Source organism: Leeuwenhoekiella palythoae (assembly GCF_900130045.1).
GTDB classification, from domain to species: Bacteria; Bacteroidota; Bacteroidia; order Flavobacteriales; family Flavobacteriaceae; genus Leeuwenhoekiella; species Leeuwenhoekiella palythoae.
Window position 1 is genome coordinate 592,106 of sequence record NZ_FQXT01000003.1, and the last position, 16,267, is coordinate 608,372.

At 39.5% G+C, this 16,267-nt stretch carries 16 protein-coding genes; 6 read left to right on the top strand and 10 right to left on the bottom strand.

Annotation, left to right across the window (positions count from 1 at the left end; genetic code table 11):
• Window positions 1-28: 28 nt before the first annotated feature.
• From glgB to BUA96_RS09770, 3 genes are read right to left on the bottom strand one after another with little or no spacing between them, the layout of a single operon-like run.
• Entirely contained in the window at window positions 29-1,951 is a 1,923-nt protein-coding gene (gene glgB / locus BUA96_RS09760; RefSeq protein WP_072982629.1) for a 1,4-alpha-glucan branching protein GlgB, read from the bottom strand.
• Complete coding sequence (locus BUA96_RS09765; RefSeq protein ID WP_072982630.1) at window positions 1,944-3,581, bottom strand: trehalose synthase; 1,638 nt, start codon at window positions 3,579-3,581, stop codon at window positions 1,944-1,946. The genes glgB and BUA96_RS09765 overlap by 8 nt, the downstream gene beginning before the upstream one ends.
• 35 nt (window positions 3,582-3,616) lie before the next feature.
• Complete coding sequence (locus BUA96_RS09770; protein ID WP_072982886.1) at window positions 3,617-5,551, bottom strand: alpha-1,4-glucan--maltose-1-phosphate maltosyltransferase; 1,935 nt, start codon at window positions 5,549-5,551, stop codon at window positions 3,617-3,619.
• Between the two features lie 290 nt (window positions 5,552-5,841).
• On the opposite strand from BUA96_RS09770, the gene msrB (BUA96_RS09775) reads away from it, so the two are divergent.
• The 5 genes from msrB (BUA96_RS09775) (at window position 5,842) to lpdA (ending at window position 9,644) form a co-directional block, all read left to right on the top strand.
• Entirely contained in the window at window positions 5,842-6,315 is a 474-nt protein-coding gene (msrB, locus tag BUA96_RS09775) for a peptide-methionine (R)-S-oxide reductase MsrB (protein ID WP_072982632.1), read from the top strand.
• A 123-nt stretch (window positions 6,316-6,438) separates the two neighbouring features.
• Complete coding sequence (gene msrB, locus BUA96_RS09780) at window positions 6,439-6,837, top strand: peptide-methionine (R)-S-oxide reductase MsrB (RefSeq protein ID WP_072982634.1); 399 nt, start codon at window positions 6,439-6,441, stop codon at window positions 6,835-6,837.
• A gap of 132 nt (window positions 6,838-6,969) precedes the next feature.
• A complete protein-coding gene (locus tag BUA96_RS09785; protein WP_072982635.1) occupies window positions 6,970-7,500 on the top strand; it encodes a hypothetical protein in 531 nt (176 codons plus the stop codon).
• An 18-nt stretch (window positions 7,501-7,518) separates the two neighbouring features.
• Window positions 7,519-8,085, top strand: a complete 567-nt coding sequence (locus BUA96_RS09790) for a uracil-DNA glycosylase family protein (protein WP_072982636.1) — start codon at window positions 7,519-7,521, stop codon at window positions 8,083-8,085.
• Window positions 8,086-8,267: 182 nt separating this feature from the next.
• Complete coding sequence (gene lpdA, locus BUA96_RS09795; RefSeq protein WP_072982638.1) at window positions 8,268-9,644, top strand: dihydrolipoyl dehydrogenase; 1,377 nt, start codon at window positions 8,268-8,270, stop codon at window positions 9,642-9,644.
• A 141-nt stretch (window positions 9,645-9,785) separates the two neighbouring features.
• On the opposite strand, the gene BUA96_RS09800 is transcribed toward lpdA, so the two are convergent.
• The 4 genes from BUA96_RS09800 to BUA96_RS09815 all read right to left on the bottom strand — a co-directional run bounded on the left by BUA96_RS09800 (window position 9,786) and on the right by BUA96_RS09815 (window position 12,691).
• Window positions 9,786-10,511 carry a Dph6-related ATP pyrophosphatase gene (locus BUA96_RS09800; protein WP_072982640.1) on the bottom strand — a complete coding sequence of 242 codons (726 nt, stop codon included), beginning with the start codon at window positions 10,509-10,511 and terminating at the stop codon, window positions 9,786-9,788.
• A gap of 5 nt (window positions 10,512-10,516) precedes the next feature.
• Window positions 10,517-10,942 (bottom strand): type II 3-dehydroquinate dehydratase, encoded by a 426-nt coding sequence (gene aroQ, locus BUA96_RS09805; protein ID WP_072982641.1) that lies wholly within the window; start codon window positions 10,940-10,942, stop codon window positions 10,517-10,519.
• Window positions 10,943-11,041: 99 nt separating this feature from the next.
• On the bottom strand, window positions 11,042-11,644 hold the full coding sequence (locus BUA96_RS09810) for a porin family protein (RefSeq protein WP_072982643.1): 603 nt from the start codon (window positions 11,642-11,644) through the stop codon (window positions 11,042-11,044).
• Between the two features lie 447 nt (window positions 11,645-12,091).
• On the bottom strand, window positions 12,092-12,691 hold the full coding sequence (locus tag BUA96_RS09815) for a porin family protein (protein WP_072982644.1): 600 nt from the start codon (window positions 12,689-12,691) through the stop codon (window positions 12,092-12,094).
• Window positions 12,692-12,800: 109 nt separating this feature from the next.
• Here BUA96_RS09815 and xerA point away from each other — a divergent pair, with 109 nt between their 5' ends.
• Entirely contained in the window at window positions 12,801-13,697 is an 897-nt protein-coding gene (gene xerA / locus BUA96_RS09820) for a site-specific tyrosine recombinase/integron integrase (protein WP_072982646.1), read from the top strand.
• 78 nt (window positions 13,698-13,775) lie between these two features.
• Here xerA and BUA96_RS09825 read toward each other — a convergent pair whose 3' ends face one another.
• The 3 genes from BUA96_RS09825 to sucC all read right to left on the bottom strand — a co-directional run bounded on the left by BUA96_RS09825 (window position 13,776) and on the right by sucC (window position 16,217).
• Complete coding sequence (locus tag BUA96_RS09825) at window positions 13,776-14,216, bottom strand: Hsp20/alpha crystallin family protein (RefSeq protein WP_072982647.1); 441 nt, start codon at window positions 14,214-14,216, stop codon at window positions 13,776-13,778.
• Window positions 14,217-14,401: 185 nt separating this feature from the next.
• The gene (locus BUA96_RS09830) at window positions 14,402-14,764 is read right to left on the bottom strand and encodes a hypothetical protein (RefSeq protein ID WP_072982649.1); all 363 of its coding nucleotides are present in this window, start codon (window positions 14,762-14,764) and stop codon (window positions 14,402-14,404) included.
• 262 nt (window positions 14,765-15,026) lie between these two features.
• A complete protein-coding gene (gene sucC, locus BUA96_RS09835) occupies window positions 15,027-16,217 on the bottom strand; it encodes an ADP-forming succinate--CoA ligase subunit beta (RefSeq protein WP_072982650.1) in 1,191 nt (396 codons plus the stop codon).
• Between the last annotated feature and the right edge of the window lie 50 nt (window positions 16,218-16,267).

The window sequence follows — 16,267 nt, forward strand, 5'->3', positions numbered from 1 at the left end:
TACATTTAGCGAGATCGCAAAAAGTGCATTATTTAAGACCGAAAACCATAACCGCAAGTGGTGCTAAATCTAGAGTTATCGAGTGCTCGCGACCATTCCATGGAGTTGCTTCGACCTTGACTTTTTTGCTGATAAAATCACCGCTTCCGCCGTATTTCTTTTCATTACTATTAAAGAGTTCTTTTACCTTTGAGCCTGCTTTAGTAAACGCTTCCGGAACTCCTACTTTGTAGTTTTCGCGTGGCACCGGAGTAAAATTACAAATCACCAAAACTGCGTTTTCGGCATCGTAACCCTTTCTAAGATAGCTCAAAACGCTATTTTCACCATCAGCCCATTCGATCCACTCAAAACCTTCGGGACGAAACTGTCGCTCATATAATGCCGGTTGCGACTTATAGAGTTTATTCAGGTCTTTTACACATTTTTGAATTCCTGTGTGAAAATCATATTGCAATAAATGCCAGTCTAAACTTTCTTGAAAATTCCATTCTGCACTTTGACCGAATTCGCCTCCTTGAAAGATCAACTTAGTCCCGGGATGGGTGAACATATACCCAAACATCAATCTTAGGTTGGCAAATCGTTCCCACTCCGGGCCGGGCATACGGTCAAAAAGCGAGCGTTTTCCGTAAACCACCTCATCGTGCGAAAGCGGCAACATAAAGTTTTCTGAAAACGCATAGGTCAAACTGAAGGTAATATCGTTTTGATGGTATTTACGATGCACCGGCTCTTTCTTAAAGTACTCTAAGGTATCGTGCATCCACCCCATCATCCATTTCATTCCAAACCCTAAACCGCCTAAGAATACCGGTTTAGAAACTCCGGTATAACTAGTAGACTCTTCAGCAATGGTTTGCACATCCGGATAGTTTTTATAAACCGTCTTATTTAACTCTTCTAAAAACGAAATAGCGTCCAGATTTTCTCTGCCTCCAAACTGGTTAGGCTCCCACTCCCCGTCTTCTCTTGAATAATCAAGGTACAACATCGAAGCGACCGCATCTACCCGCAACCCGTCAATATGGTATTGATCTAGCCAGAATAAGGCGTTGCTAATTAAAAAAGCACGCACTTCGTTACGGCCATAATTGAAAATAAGCGATTTCCAATCGGGATGCCATCCTTTACGTGGATCTGGATGTTCATATAAATGAGAACCGTCAAAGTTACCCAAACCGTGTGCATCTTCAGGAAAATGTGACGGGACCCAATCAAGGATCACGCCTATACCCGCCTGATGTAATTTATCTACCAGCAGCATAAATTCTTCGGGGTAACCAAAGCGTGAAGTTGGTGCAAAATAGCCGGTCAATTGATATCCCCAACTTGGGTCGTAAGGATATTCCATAATGGGCATAAACTCCACATGGGTAAATTCCATTTTTTTTACATAGGCTACGAGTTCGTCTGCTAGTTCTGTGTAGCTCAAGCTTCGGTTTTCCTCGCCTGTTTTTCTCCAGGAGCCTAAATGCATTTCGTATACTGAAAAAGGAGTGTCAAGCGCATTATATTTCGCCCGGCTAGACATCCATTTTTTGTCTTTCCATTTATAATCTGCGGCATAGACGACCGAAGCGGTCTTAGGCGGATGCTCAGCGCGACGTGCAAACGGATCGGCTTTTTCAGTCTTGACATCATTGTGATTAGACTGAATTTTATATTTATAAATAGCGCCCGGCATAACTCCCGGTATAAAACCTTCCCAGATTCCGCTGCCATCCCAACGTACATTTAATTTATGATCACCCTCTAACCAATAATTAAAATCACCCACCACAGAAACTGATTTTGCACTGGGCGCCCAAACAGCAAAGTATGTACCCTTCTCTCCTTCTAAAGTCATTGGGTGTGAACCTAACTTTTCATACAGGCGAAAGTGCTTTCCGGCTTTAAAAAGATCGATGTCAAATTCTGAAAATAAGCTGTGAACGTATACGCTACTCATAATGTTGTTGGTTAAGGATGTTAGAGATGCCTTTTAATGGAATGATCGCCCATCGCGGACGCGCATTGAGTTCGTAACCCAACTCATAAACGGCTTTCTCCAGTAAGCAATATTGTAATAAAAATTCGATTTCTTTGATGTAACCAATATTTAAATTGGCGGTTTGTACTTCGTTAATATAGGTTTTTAAAAACACACCAATGATGTGGCTGTAAAGCACATCTGCAACCTCAAAAAGCTCTTCAAGTTCAAAATCGTAAGACTCGTGATTGTTAAAAACCGTTGCGTAGATCGCGTAATTAAACGATCTAAAAATCCCGGCAATATCTTTAATTGGTGGTTGTTTGACTTTTCGGTCTCTGATGGTACTTTCCGGTTCGCCTTCAAAATCTATGATAAAGAAATCCCGGTCTTGCACCAGAACTTGGCCCAAATGATAATCGCCGTGAATACGCAAACGCTCACTTTTAAGCATCGTTTCGTCAAAATCAAGAAATTGTTTACGTATGATCTTTTTCTTACTCAATAACTCGTTTGCCAATTCAAGCTGAAGACCGTCAAGCTTGTGTAAATTATTTTCGACCAAGTTGATTCTATTTTCAAATTGATAGATCAATCTGTTTTTTAACCATACCGAATAATCATTACTGAAAGCCTGCGGCGTAAACGCTGTATTGATGCGCTCTTGTCCTAGAGCAATATGCATTTGTGCGGTACGAAGCGCTAGCTGCGAAACATCTTCAAAAAACTCGATAGGACACCAAGCCAAGATCGAAGCAGGCACATCAGTTATGGAGATTTGCTCCAAGTATTTAGTAGCTCTTAGTGTTTCTAATTTAGGTTGCTGACGCGAAAGTTCTTCAAACGTCAATTTTAGGTTATGCACAAAATATTCCCAGGCATCGCCTTGATTCGGTACTAATTCTTGCATCAGCCCTAAAGTGATCACATTTTTATCACTAAACTTTAAAGTGATGCTTCCTAAATATTTTGGTGTATTGTTAAAAAGTGCTTTGGCCGTAAGATATTTACTGATCTCGTAATCGGGATTTTCATCTACATAAACCCTTCTAAAAATCTTTAGAATGTATTTATCGTTATAAATAATAGACGTGTTGCTCTGTTCTACGCCCATCAGGCGGCTGCTTTTATAGCCTTGAGATTGATTAGAGCGACCTCGACGATAGGCCACTTCTTTATAGCGGTATTTTTCTCCCTCTAAAATTTTCTCAAAAATTTGCTTTCTGAAAGATTCCAAAAGCAAAGCATCTACAAGAAAACCTGAGGTTCCGTTGAGCTTTAAATGTGCAATAAATTTATCGCCAACCACCTCCTGATCTGTCACAAAAGCAATGGGTAAGAAATAATTGTGCACAAAAGCTTCTCTAAAATTCACTTCAAGCACGATCCCATAAAAAGTATCTACTTCATCTTCTATCGGAAAGCTATCAATGACCTCAATATACTTTAACGCGCTGGCTTTACCACCATACCAACGCTGATTGAGAATGTACGGCTCAAGAATATCCTCGCAAAGTTCTTTCTTAAAGCGATCTGATTCCAACAGCTCCTTCCAACCGGTATCATATTTAAAAACGATGCGTCCGTCTATTTCCTGCTCCTGATTCATGGTTCGTTGTTTTTGAAGTTTGTGGTGGATTCTTGCTATTTATAGATCTGAAAAATATGCACCGGAAGTGCGGGATGTAATTCGACGTAGTTCCATTCTTGATTCCAGGTATAGGTGCTGTCTGTGATGAGATCTTTTACGACAACTTGAGAACCCGGCGCGAGGTTCATTTTCTCATAAGGAAGTCTCAAGTGCCCCGATTGTTTATAATACGGGTCCAGACTTACCACGATAAGCAATTCGTTATTGCGGTCCTGATCCCATTTATAGTAAGCCATCAGTGCATCGTGGTGTAGCTCGCAAAACTCAATATTATTAGTCTGTTGCAACGCAGGCTGCTGTTTGCGAATCATATTCATCTTGGTAATGAGGCGACTCAACTTGTTCTCGTGCTTCCAATCCCAATGGCTGATTTGATATTTTTCAGAATTGAAATACTCCTCCTTACCCGGAACGGCATCGCTCACCATAAATTCATAAACAGGCCCGTATAAACCCATGTTTGAGCTCAAGGTTGCTGCAAGAGCATAGCGAATGATATGCTGTGCTTCATTTGCGCCTTGTAGATGATACGGATTAATATCTGGTGTATTCGGCCAAAAATTAGGTCTAAAATATTCGCGCATTTTAGTCTGAGTAAGCTCGATCATATATTCAACCAACTCGTGCTTACTGGTGCGCCACGTAAAATAGGTGTAGGATTGGGTATAGCCTTGTTTGGCTAATTGTTGCATCACTTTAGGTCGCGAAAAAGCTTCGGCTAAAAACAACACATCGGGATGTTTTTTCTTGATTTCGGCGATAAACCAATTCCAGAAATAATAGGGTTTGGTATGCGGATTATCAACTCGAAAAACTTTTACTCCAAAATCGATCCAGTGAAAAGCAACGCTGAGTAATTCTTCCCAAAGCTTCTTATAATCTTCAGATTCCCAGTGGAAATTGACAATATCCTGGTATTTCTTCGGTGGATTCTCAGCATATTGCATCGTGCCATCCGGTCGTTTTCTAAACCACTCAGGATGCTCCTTTAAGTACGGATGGTCAGGAGCGGCCTGAAATGCTAAATCCATCGCAACTTCGATCCCCAGACTTTCGGCGTGTTTGATCAGGTTTTTAAAATCTTCTTCAGTGCCTAATTCCGGGTGAATACTTTTATGTCCGCCAAAACGCGAACCAATTCCCCAAGGTACTCCGCTATCGCCCTCTTCTGCATTGGTTGCATTATTCTTTCCTTTTCGGTTTACTTCTCCAATAGGATGAATGGGCGGAAAATACAACGTATCAAATCCCATCGAAGCCACTCTTGGCAACAAACGCTCACAATCTTTAAACGTACCGTGTTGCCCGGGCTGCTCGCTAGCCGATCTTGGAAAAAACTCATACCACGTACTGAAACGTGCCTTCTCACGATCTACATAAACTTGTAGCGTTTTGCTCTCGTGTGCAAATTTCCGTTCCGGATGGTCCTTAAATATGCGATGTAAATCGTGAGAAACAGCATACGCACAAGCCTCATCATAGCGCTTTTCGTCTTGAAACAATTTTTTTAGAGTATTAACGTATTGCTTGCCGTCATTGTCAAGCTTTTTTTCAACCGCCTCAAGATATTGTACCCCGTCAAGCAATTCACTCTTTATGTATTGCCCGTCTTTTAATTTTGCTTCGGTACCATGCTGCCAGTTTAATGCGTGATCAACCCAACCGCGCACTTTGTATTCATAAAAGCCCTGCTGATCTACCCTAAAAGTTGCCGCAAAATGATCATTGCCTTGAGGTTCCAGCCGAACGGTTTTCCACATCTTGTCGTGCTCGCTTTTGTAGCATACTTCGGCATCGATCACGTCGTGACCGTCTCCTAAAACATCTGCCGTAACAGTAACGAGTTCGCCAACAACTCTTTTGATAAAAAAATCCCCACCTTGAAGCTGGGGCTCTACATTCTCTATAACAATACGTTCTCTAGTCAAGGGTGTTAGTTTTTTATTGGCACCGCCAAAAGGTTTAATACTCCTTCCCGAAAGCTTTGGGGATGCCTGAAAATTCAAAATTCGTTTTCGAGCAATGCCTCACAGACTTGCCCGAAGGTAGTTTAAGTTCAAATGATTACCCTTAAAAATAACAATAATTAATTACAAGCCTAGCCGAAATAAGAATTTGACAAAGGCTTAACAGAAATGTCACACGTTAGTCTTTTGTTAAAACCGCGACTATTATAAACCAGTGCTTAGCGCATTGCGTAATTTTAGAAAAAAGAACTATGAAAAAGCTATTGCTACTTGGGCTACTCGTTAGCCTGTATGCCTGTAAAGGCACTGCTCAAAACGAGAAAAAAGAACAATTTCCGGTTTCTAAAACCGAAGCAGAATGGAAAGCCGAACTTACCGATGCAGAATTTCAGGTCTTGCGCAAAGAAGGAACTGAGCGCGCGTTTACCAGTGAACTTCTCAACATTAAAGAAGAAGGAACTTATGTATGTGCTGCCTGTCAAAACCCGGTCTTTAAAAGCAAAACCAAATTTGATAGCGGTACCGGCTGGCCCTCTTTTTACGATTATATAGAAGGAAATGTTGCTTTTTCTTCAGATAACAAATTAGGCTACACCCGTACTGAAGAGCATTGTGCTAATTGTGGCGGGCATTTGGGACACGTTTTTAACGACGGTCCAAAACCTACCGGTAAACGCCACTGTATTAATGGAGTTGCCTTAAATTTTGTACCTACTAAAGGTTAAACCGAAAAACCATAAGGTTACAATCGAAGCCTATGCTGAATTGCTAAACTAAGATTTCCGATTTAGCCTACATTAGTTTTTTAACATGAGATTTCCGCTTTCGCGGAAATGATAAAAAATATTATGAAAGAATACCCAATACAAAAAACCGAAGCGCAATGGAAAGAAGAACTCGGTCCTGAGCGTTACCATATTTTACGCGGTAAGGGCACTGAGCGCCCGCATACCGGTAAATACAATTTGCATTTTGAAAAAGATGGCACTTATCACTGTGGCGCTTGTGATGCAAAACTTTTTGAAGCCAATAGTAAATTTGAGAGTGGTTGTGGCTGGCCCAGTTTTGATGAATCTATACCCGGAGCTGTAGAATATATACGCGATACCACATTCGGAATGATACGCACCGAAATTCTCTGCGCTAATTGCGGCAGCCACTTAGGTCACGTTTTTGACGACGGCCCTACAGAGACCGGTCAGCGCTACTGTGTGAACTCAGCCTCAATAGATTACGACAAAAACTAAAACTATATACCAAGAGGCATCAAGATTTCATTGGCGTTAATGTTTTATTAAAACTAAAGCTTTAGCATAGTTTTAAAAGTTTCGGAATGACTCTTGATTTACTTTTAGCGATAAACATAAAGACAAAAAACGATGAAAAAATTATTTACAATACTTAGTATCGTAGCCTTAGGATTTACAGCTTGTGAAGGAGACCCAGGACCACAAGGCCCTCCTGGATTAGATGGGCTTGATGCTGAATACTCAAAAGTTGTAGAAGTTGAAACCACCTTATCTTACAATTCTGATTCTGGAATATGGGAATCTCCTATCATCGAATTCCCTAGCAATGTTGAAGTTTTAGACGGTGATGCTGTTATTGCTTATAGATTGGAATATATTGATAACGGACTAGATGTATGGACTCAGCTTCCTCACAATTTTTTCTTTTCAGAAGGTACGATGCAATATGTTTTTACACATACAATAGGCGATGTTCAATTCTTGATTGATGGAAATTATGACTTATCTAATATCTCTACCGATTATACAGATAATCAAATATTTAGATATGTTTTGATTCCTACCGAATTTGCTGAGCAATTCAATGGTGACTTCTCTAACTATAATGAAGTTATGAGCGCTTTAGAATTGAACGAAACTGATGTTCAAACGCTTCAATAAGCACTTAGCATAAAATTTATGAAAGGCTTACTCACGGAAATACGACACTGTTCCGTTTGTAAGCCTTTTTTACCTTTAGGCGCTAACCCTATTATTTCGGCATCGCCAAAAAGCAAAATTGTTTTAGCCAGCCAGGCACCCGGGAAAATTGCCCACGAGAAGTCCATCGCTTGGGATGATCCTAGCGGCCGTCGATTGCGAGATTGGCTCGGCGTTGATGAAGACACCTTTTACGATTCTGACAATTTTGCCATACTACCTCTAGGATTTTGCTTTCCGGGTAAAGGCAAAATCGGTGATCTTCCACCTCGCCCGGAATGTGCTCCGCTTTGGCACAAAAAAGTAACCGATCATTTTGAGGCGGATCCGTTGTATATTTTAATCGGTAATCACTCCCAGCGGTATTATTTAAACGATAATCTGACGCTTACCGCCCGAATCAAAGCTTTTGAAAGCTATCTCCCACAGCATTTTGTACTTCCACATCCTTCGCCTGTTAATCGCTTTTGGATGGCTAAAAACAAATGGTTTGAAACCGATGTGCTTCCGGTTTTAAAACGTGTAGTTCAACAACGCCTAGCATAGGGAAACCCGCTAAACAAATTGTTAGCCAATCGATACGACCTTCTTTAAAAACGCGCCTTCAACTTAACGGCAAGATTTAGGCTATAAAACCGTTGACGGCGGCTACAAATCTGTACAACTTCTGCGTTCGTTTTTTAGACTTTTAATGCGTAAATTCGTGCCTTCAAATTTCACTGAAAACTATGAGTAAATACGATATTATTATCTTAGGAAGTGGACCCGGTGGTTATGTAACGGCTATCAGAGCTTCACAATTAGGTTTTAAAACCGCTATTGTAGAAAAAGAAAGCCTTGGAGGCGTTTGTTTAAATTGGGGATGTATTCCTACCAAAGCGCTTTTAAAAAGTGCGCAGGTTTTTGAATACCTCAAGCACGCCGAAGATTACGGTCTTAAAGTAGAAGGTGCAGATAAAGATTTTGATGCGGTTGTTAAGCGTAGCCGTGGAGTTGCAGAAGGAATGAGCAAAGGTGTTCAATTCTTGATGAAGAAAAATAAGATCGACGTTATTGAAGGTTTTGGTAAACTGAAACCTGGTAAAAAAGTTGACGTTGATGGTACCGAATATAGCGCAGACAACATCATCATCGCGACCGGTGCGCGTTCACGTGAGTTACCAAGCTTACCGCAAGATGGTAAGAAAATCATTGGGTATCGTGAGGCGATGACTTTAAAAGAGCAGCCTAAGAAAATGATTGTTGTAGGATCTGGGGCGATAGGGTGTGAATTTGGTAGTTTTTACAATGCGATGGGAACAGAAGTTACCATTGTAGAATATATGCCAAACATCGTTCCTGTAGAGGATGAAGAAGTTTCTAAACAGTTTGAGCGTAGCTTGAAAAAAGCGGGGATCAACATTATGACCGGTTCATCTGTAGAGTCTGTAGATACTTCTGGTGAAGGCGTTGTTGCTACTGTAAAAACTAAAAAAGGCGAAGAAAAATTAGAAGCTGATATTGTACTTTCGGCGGTAGGTATTAAAACCAACATTGAAGGCATTGGTCTTGAAGATGTAGGTATCATTACCGATAAAGATAAAGTGATCGTAAACGATTGGTATCAAACCAATATGCCCGGCTACTACGCGATCGGCGACGTTACTCCTGGTCCTGCATTGGCGCACGTTGCTTCTGCAGAAGGAATCATTTGTGTTGAAAAACTTGCCGGAATGCACGTAGAGAAATTAGACTATGGCAATATTCCTGGCTGTACGTATGCTTCTCCTGAAATTGCTTCAGTAGGAATGACTGAAAAGCAAGCTAAAGAAGCAGGTTACGAACTCAAAATCGGTAAATTCCCATTCTCAGCTTCTGGTAAAGCAAGTGCTGCCGGAAACAAAGATGGTTTTGTAAAAGTTATTTTTGATGCGAAATACGGTGAGTGGTTAGGTTGCCATATGATTGGTGCCGGCGTTACCGATATGATCGCAGAAGCTGTGTTAGGTAGAAAATTAGAAACTACCGGTCACGAAGTGCTTAAAGCAGTTCACCCCCACCCAACGATGAGTGAGGCGGTGATGGAAGCGGTAGCAGCAGCTTATGATGAAGTAATTCACTTGTAAGACTTTAGACTTTAGACTTTAGACTTTAGACTTTAGACTTTAGACAAAATTAAAACCTCTGAAATTGAAATCAATTTCAGAGGTTTTTTATTTTAAGAATTTGAAGATTATCTCACGTCAAATTAAAGCGCAGTTGAGACACTATACAGGTATCAAATCACAAAAATAGAATTCGGTGTCCCAAGATTTTTGATCTTCTGAAAAGCAATTGTCTTCTTGATCGGCTTTGGGTTTGTAAGAGCGTTTTACAATCTCGCCCACTTCAAAAAGAATTGGCTTTGAAAAAATAGGTCCGTCAAAAACGAAGGTGTGAAATTCGCCGTTTTCTCCACACGGGTCAACTGCCGGAGGCAAATCGGCTATAAACTGATGATCTATAATTCTTCCGGCAAAAGATTTGTCCAGGTGCTTTCCATTCACACAAACAGTAATCGCTTTAAAGCCCAGGTCAATAAATTCAGTAATTAACCGCTTGGTGTCTTTTTTCCATAGTGGGTATACTCCTTTCAACCTTACTTTAGTCAACTGCTCATCGCGATAAGCTTTTAAATCTTCTAAAAAGATATCCCCAAAAATGCTGTGTGTATTGCCTTCGTCAACTGCTTTTTGCGCGGCAGCACCCAAAACATCAGAATATTCAGTCATCGAGATAGCTCCGTGAAGTAGAATTTTTTCTAATGGAAAACCGAGTGCTTCCGCCTGACGATCTAATAAAGTTTCGCGCAAACCGTGCATAGAAACTCGCTCTACATCACTGTTAATAGTCGTGACCAGTTTAGTGACCTCAAATTCCTTTTCGGCTAAAATTCTATATAAAGCCAACGCAGAATCCTTACCGCTACTCCAATTGAAATAGGCTTTTTGCAAAATATTTACAGAAAGGATTGTATCGCTAAATCGTAGCTCTGCAAGCCAAAACCTACGATGATACCCTTAGCGTGTTTTGAAATATAAGATTGATGACGGAAGGCTTCCCGTGCGAACGTATTAGAAATATGCACCTCGATCACCGGTACTGAAACCGCTGCGATCGCATCACCAATGCCTACCGAAGTATGCGTGTAGGCTGCAGCATTAAGTACTATTCCATCAAAAATAGCGTCTGCCTCTTGAATTTTGGTGATCAGATCACCTTCGCTATTCGACTGAAAATAAGAAAGCTCAGTCTCCTTAAACTGAAACTGAAGCTTAGAAAAATAATCTTCAAAAGATTGATTTCCGTAAACATCAGGTTCGCGTTTGCCTAATAAGTTGAGGTTAGGTCCGTTTATGATGAGTATTTTGAGTTCTTGAGCCATTGGTAGATTAAATTGTTAGGTAAAGGTAATTTAAAAATGGACTATAAAAAAAGCCCCGCAATGCGAGGCTATACTTTTTGGTTGGTTGTTTACAATGTTTTAGAATACAAAACCTACACCTGCTTGAATTGCATAGTTGTATGCACTCACATCATCATAGATCTTAGTAAAACCTCTGGTATAACGCCCTTGAATGAATAAACCATTATCAAACTGGTATTCTAAACCAGCAGCGGTACCAAATTCAAAATTGTTAGCGCCATCCTCGATATCAATATCTCCTGAAGCAGATGTTGGTTGAAAATCGATCTCTTCACTTACTAAAAAGTTCAAAGAAGGACCAGCTTGTAAGCTGAAACCGTCAGCAAGATAAATCTTGGCCATTAAAGGCACTTGAATGTAATCTAGTTGATATTCTACATTATCATCTACATCAAATGTATTGTCTTCATCAATAGCAGCGATCGTAGAACCTTGCGCTGAATAAATAACCTCAGGCTGAATAGAGAACATTTCTGAAATAGGAAGCTCAGCAACTAGACCTGCATAAAAACTTGTTCTTGATTCTTGATCTGCGGCATCATCACCTGCGATATTCGCGAAATTCACACCACCTTTTGCACCAAAGTGAAAGGCATCTTGAGCTTGTGCTGCTGCACCACCCAAAACCATAAAACTTGCAATTAAAAATAGCTTTTTCATAAGAATAATTTGTTGTTTAAATTTTGAACAAAGCTAGATGCTGCAAGGCTTCACAAGTATTAATGATTCTCTAAGTTTTCACTAAAATATTGCCAACAAAAAGCTTTTACGAAACTTCCTGATATTCTGACTTTTAATAGAAAACGGCTATTTGGCACCTCTTGAAAATCACTTTAAAATACTGATAGAGAAATACTTTTAGTTTATTGTGTTACCTCGTATTATTTTTCAAATTCTTAAATAGTGTTAACGCTAAACATAAAAGAATTTTGACAAGCTGAAGTTTTAATACACTAGCTCAAATTGGAGTTGAACTGGTATTTTATGAAGTCGGTAGCCGAAAATCCTATTTAATTATTGAACAGGCAGTAGCGTTTTATTCCGTTAGTACTTAGAAAAAAAAAGCACCTTAAAAAGGTGCTTTTCACAAAATGCTTGTGTGTTATTCTAGTTAAAAATGAAGCCGACTGATCCTGCAAACACTCCATTTTTAGTAGCGTTGTCTCCGGTTTCGCCATCGTAGATATCTGTAAACCCTTGTGTGTAGCGTGCGTTTAAATAAAGACCGCCATTAAATTTATATCCTACTCCTACTGCTCCAGCAAAGTCGATATCATTAAAGTTGTCTTCATTTAAGCCTAAAGTTGCGTTAGGACCTTCTATTTCACTATCTACTAAAAATCCTAATTGTGGGCCGGCTTCTACATATAATCCCTGCACTAAGTAAAACTTAGCCAAAACAGGCACATTAATGTAATCTAATTGAAACTCTGTATCTTCTGCGTCGTCTCTTTGAACTAAATCAAAACCTTGTCCTGAGTAGAATACCTCTGGCTGAATTGCAAATTTTTCAGTTACAGGAATTTCAACTAAAGCACCTAAATTAAAAGATGTTCTGGCACTATCATCGTCAAATTCATCAAAACCGTCGCCGGTCAAATTTGAAAAGTTAACTCCACCTTTGATACCAAATGCCAATTCGCTTTGCGCTTGCATTAAAGAGGTTCCTCCAAATACTAGTATTGCTGCTAAAAATAATTTTTTCATGATTTTTATATTTAGATTTGGAACAAAGCTAGGAGCAGAAGAAATACCAAACTATTAAGGCTTTTATAAACTATAATTAAAAGATTCCTAAAAAACCCCTATTTGATTTGTGAATTGGCAACAATCGTTAAAAGACTATAAATTATTCTTAAAGATAGAACGCGGGCTTTCTGAGAATACCATTATAAATTATGGCCTGGATATCGCTAAACTCATCTCGTATTTGGATTTAAATGCTGTAGAAGCGTCTCCTATTTCTATCACTAAAGAGCAGCTTCAAGAATTCATTTATACCTACGCCAAAGAATTGACTGCATCATCACAAGCACGTTTAATTTCTGGACTGAAAGGCTATTTTGAATATTTAGTATTTGAAGAGCTACGCACAGACAATCCTACTGAACTTATCGAAGCGCCAAAGATTGGCCGAAAACTTCCGGATACACTTTCAGAAGAAGAAGTAAATCAGATTATTGATGCGATTGACCTTAGTACACCACAAGGAGAACGCAATCGAGCTATTTTTGAAACCTTGTACGGTTGCGGCTTGCGGGTCTCTGAAGTTTTGAATCTAAAACTTTCTGACTTATTTTTTGATGAAGGATATATTCTCGTTACCGGTAAAGGTAATAAACAACGTTTTGTACCTATTGCGCCGGTAACTCAAAAGTACATCGAGATCTATCGAGATGAAATCAGGATACACGAATCTCCAAAACCAGAATTTAAGAATATCCTATTTCTCAACCGGCGAGGAGCGCAGCTCACCCGAGCGATGATCTTTACGCTCGTAAAACAGCATACTAAAAAGGCCGGAATCAAGAAGAAAATCAGTCCGCATACGTTTAGACACAGTTTTGCGACTCATCTATTACAAAATGGTGCCGACTTGCGTGCTATTCAACAAATGTTGGGACACGAGAGTATAACAACTACTGAAGTTTATATGCACGTAGATCGCTCGCATCTGGCAGAGGTGTTGAATACGTATCTTCCGCGAAAATAATATGAAACAAAAAAAATCCCGAATCAATTTAATGACTCGGGACTCTTCACTAACCAAAAAAACTTACTTACTTAATACTTAGGAAATCTCGATCAAGCGTTTTGCTTGTACTTGAGCTTCCTCTTTTTTAGGGATTACAATATTTAGAACCCCATTCTCATAGCTAGCTTCAATCTTCGCACTGTTCACCGTATCAGGTAAGCTAAAGGCACGTTTAAACGTACTATAGCTAAACTCACGTCTGGTGAATCTTCCTTCTTCTTTAGTTTCTGATTCTTTTTGCTCTTGAGCCGAAATGGTAAGCACATCGTTATCTAATTCGATATTGAAATCTTCTTTAGTCTTACCGGGAGCAGCAACAGCTACTTCAAATCCGCTATCTTTTTCAATGATATTCACCGCCGGAATACTCACACCAATGCTATTAACATTTGTAGTTCCTCCTAGCCAATCGGTTTTAAACATATCATCAAAGATTGATGGTAACCAATTTTCGTTTGTTCTTTTCACTAAGCTCATATCTATTTAATTTTATTGTTATTAATCTAGTACACCTAATATTTAGCAATTTGAATACCAATACATTTTCAAAGACTTTTTGTCATAAAAACACTGAAGCGAGGTGTCAAAATGGCAAAATATTCACAAAACCGCATAAAAAAACCCGGTGCTTACGCCGGGTTCTCCTACTAACTAAATCACATTTACAACGTGCTTTCTAATTTTACAGGCACGTGATAAGTTTGCCCCACTAAAGCTTTAGAATCTAACTTTTGATAATTAAGACGTCCTTGAATGTATTTTTCAATAGACACATCTTTTGATTCTACATTAAGCACCACAACCTCGTTGTCTTTATTTACCGTAAATGAAACTTTTACCGAGGTCGTTTGCTCAACATTAAAATTAGGTTCGGCCAATAGATTTGCAATTTCTTTGTTCATTGCCCGCTTCACCACCTCACTGGTAGTTTTTGCGGTTGGCTCGGTTGGTTCAGTGGTGTTTGCGCTTAGCGCGGTACCGCAGCTGATCGCAACTGCAAGTAGCATTGTTTTAAACGTTTTCATAATGTTTGATTTTTGAATGATGTACTATAAAGACGGTACAGGTGTCAAACAGTTACAGCAAACGTTTTAGTTTAACAGATTATTAACGCTTTTATGTTTTGAAAATCAGCGAGTTACAACGCAAGCTAAATCCTTTAAGTCAGCGCTAATAATTTGAATGGTAGTCTTTTATGAAAATTTGATTATAAAATTTTGAGCATAAAAAAAGCTTCAGAAAATCTGAAGCTTTTCAGTTCGCCTAAGCGAATTTATAAATTTTCAACTAAGCCAATACTTGCTGTACCTTATCTGCTGCTTCTTTAAATTGAATAGCACTTTGTACATCAAGACCACTATTGTCAATCAATTCTTTTGCAATATCTGCATTGGTCCCTTGAAGTCTAACAATAATAGGTACATTGATTGTTCCCATATTTTTGTAGGCATCTACAATACCTTGAGCAACACGATCACAACGTACGATACCTCCAAAGATATTTACAAGAATGGCTTTTACGTTAGGATCTTTAAGAATCAGGTTAAATGCAGTTTCTACACGCTCTGCATCAGCTGTACCACCTACGTCTAAGAAGTTAGCCGGTTCACCACCTGCTTGCTTGATAAGGTCCATTGTTGCCATTGCAAGACCGGCACCGTTTACCATACACCCTACGTTTCCATCAAGATCCACATAGTTAAGCCCAACTTCTTTTGCTTCAACCTCTACAGGATTTTCTTCACGCTTGTCACGCATTGCTGCGTAATCTTTATGACGGTATAATGCGTTATCATCTAAAGATACTTTAGCATCTACAGCCATAATCTTATCATCACTGGTCTTAAGCACAGGGTTGATCTCAAAAAGTGAAGAATCAGATGCTGAATACGCTTTATAAAGTGCAGCAACAAACTTGGTCATCTCTTTAAAAGCAGTTCCGCTAAGACCTAGATTAAAAGCGATGCGGCGCGCTTGAAAAGGAAGCAGTCCTGTTGCAGGATTAATCTCTTCAGTAAAAATTAGATGTGGAGTTTTTTCTGCAACTTCTTCGATATCCATTCCACCTTCGGTAGAATACATAATCATATTCTTACCGGTAGCTCTGTTTAATAAAACAGACATGTAATATTCTTCTGGCTCACTATCTCCAGGATAGTAAACATCTTCAGCAACCAATACTTGATGTACTTTTTTACCTTCGGCTGAAGTTTGAGGAGTTACCAGATTCATACCGATGATCTCTCCTGCAATTTGCTCAACCTCTTGAAGGTTTTTAGCCAGCTTTACTCCACCGCCTTTTCCTCTACCTCCGGCGTGTACTTGCGCTTTAATTACGTGCCAACCGGTACCGGTTTCTTCTGTAAGTTTTTTTGCAGCTTCAACTGCCTCTGCAGCAGTAGTTGCTACTTTACCGCGCTGTATACGCACTCCAAAACTGCTAAGTATTTCTTTTCCTTGATATTCGTGTAGATTCATAATCAGGCGTTTCTATAAATTTGAAATTTGCAGAGCAAAAATAAGTATTT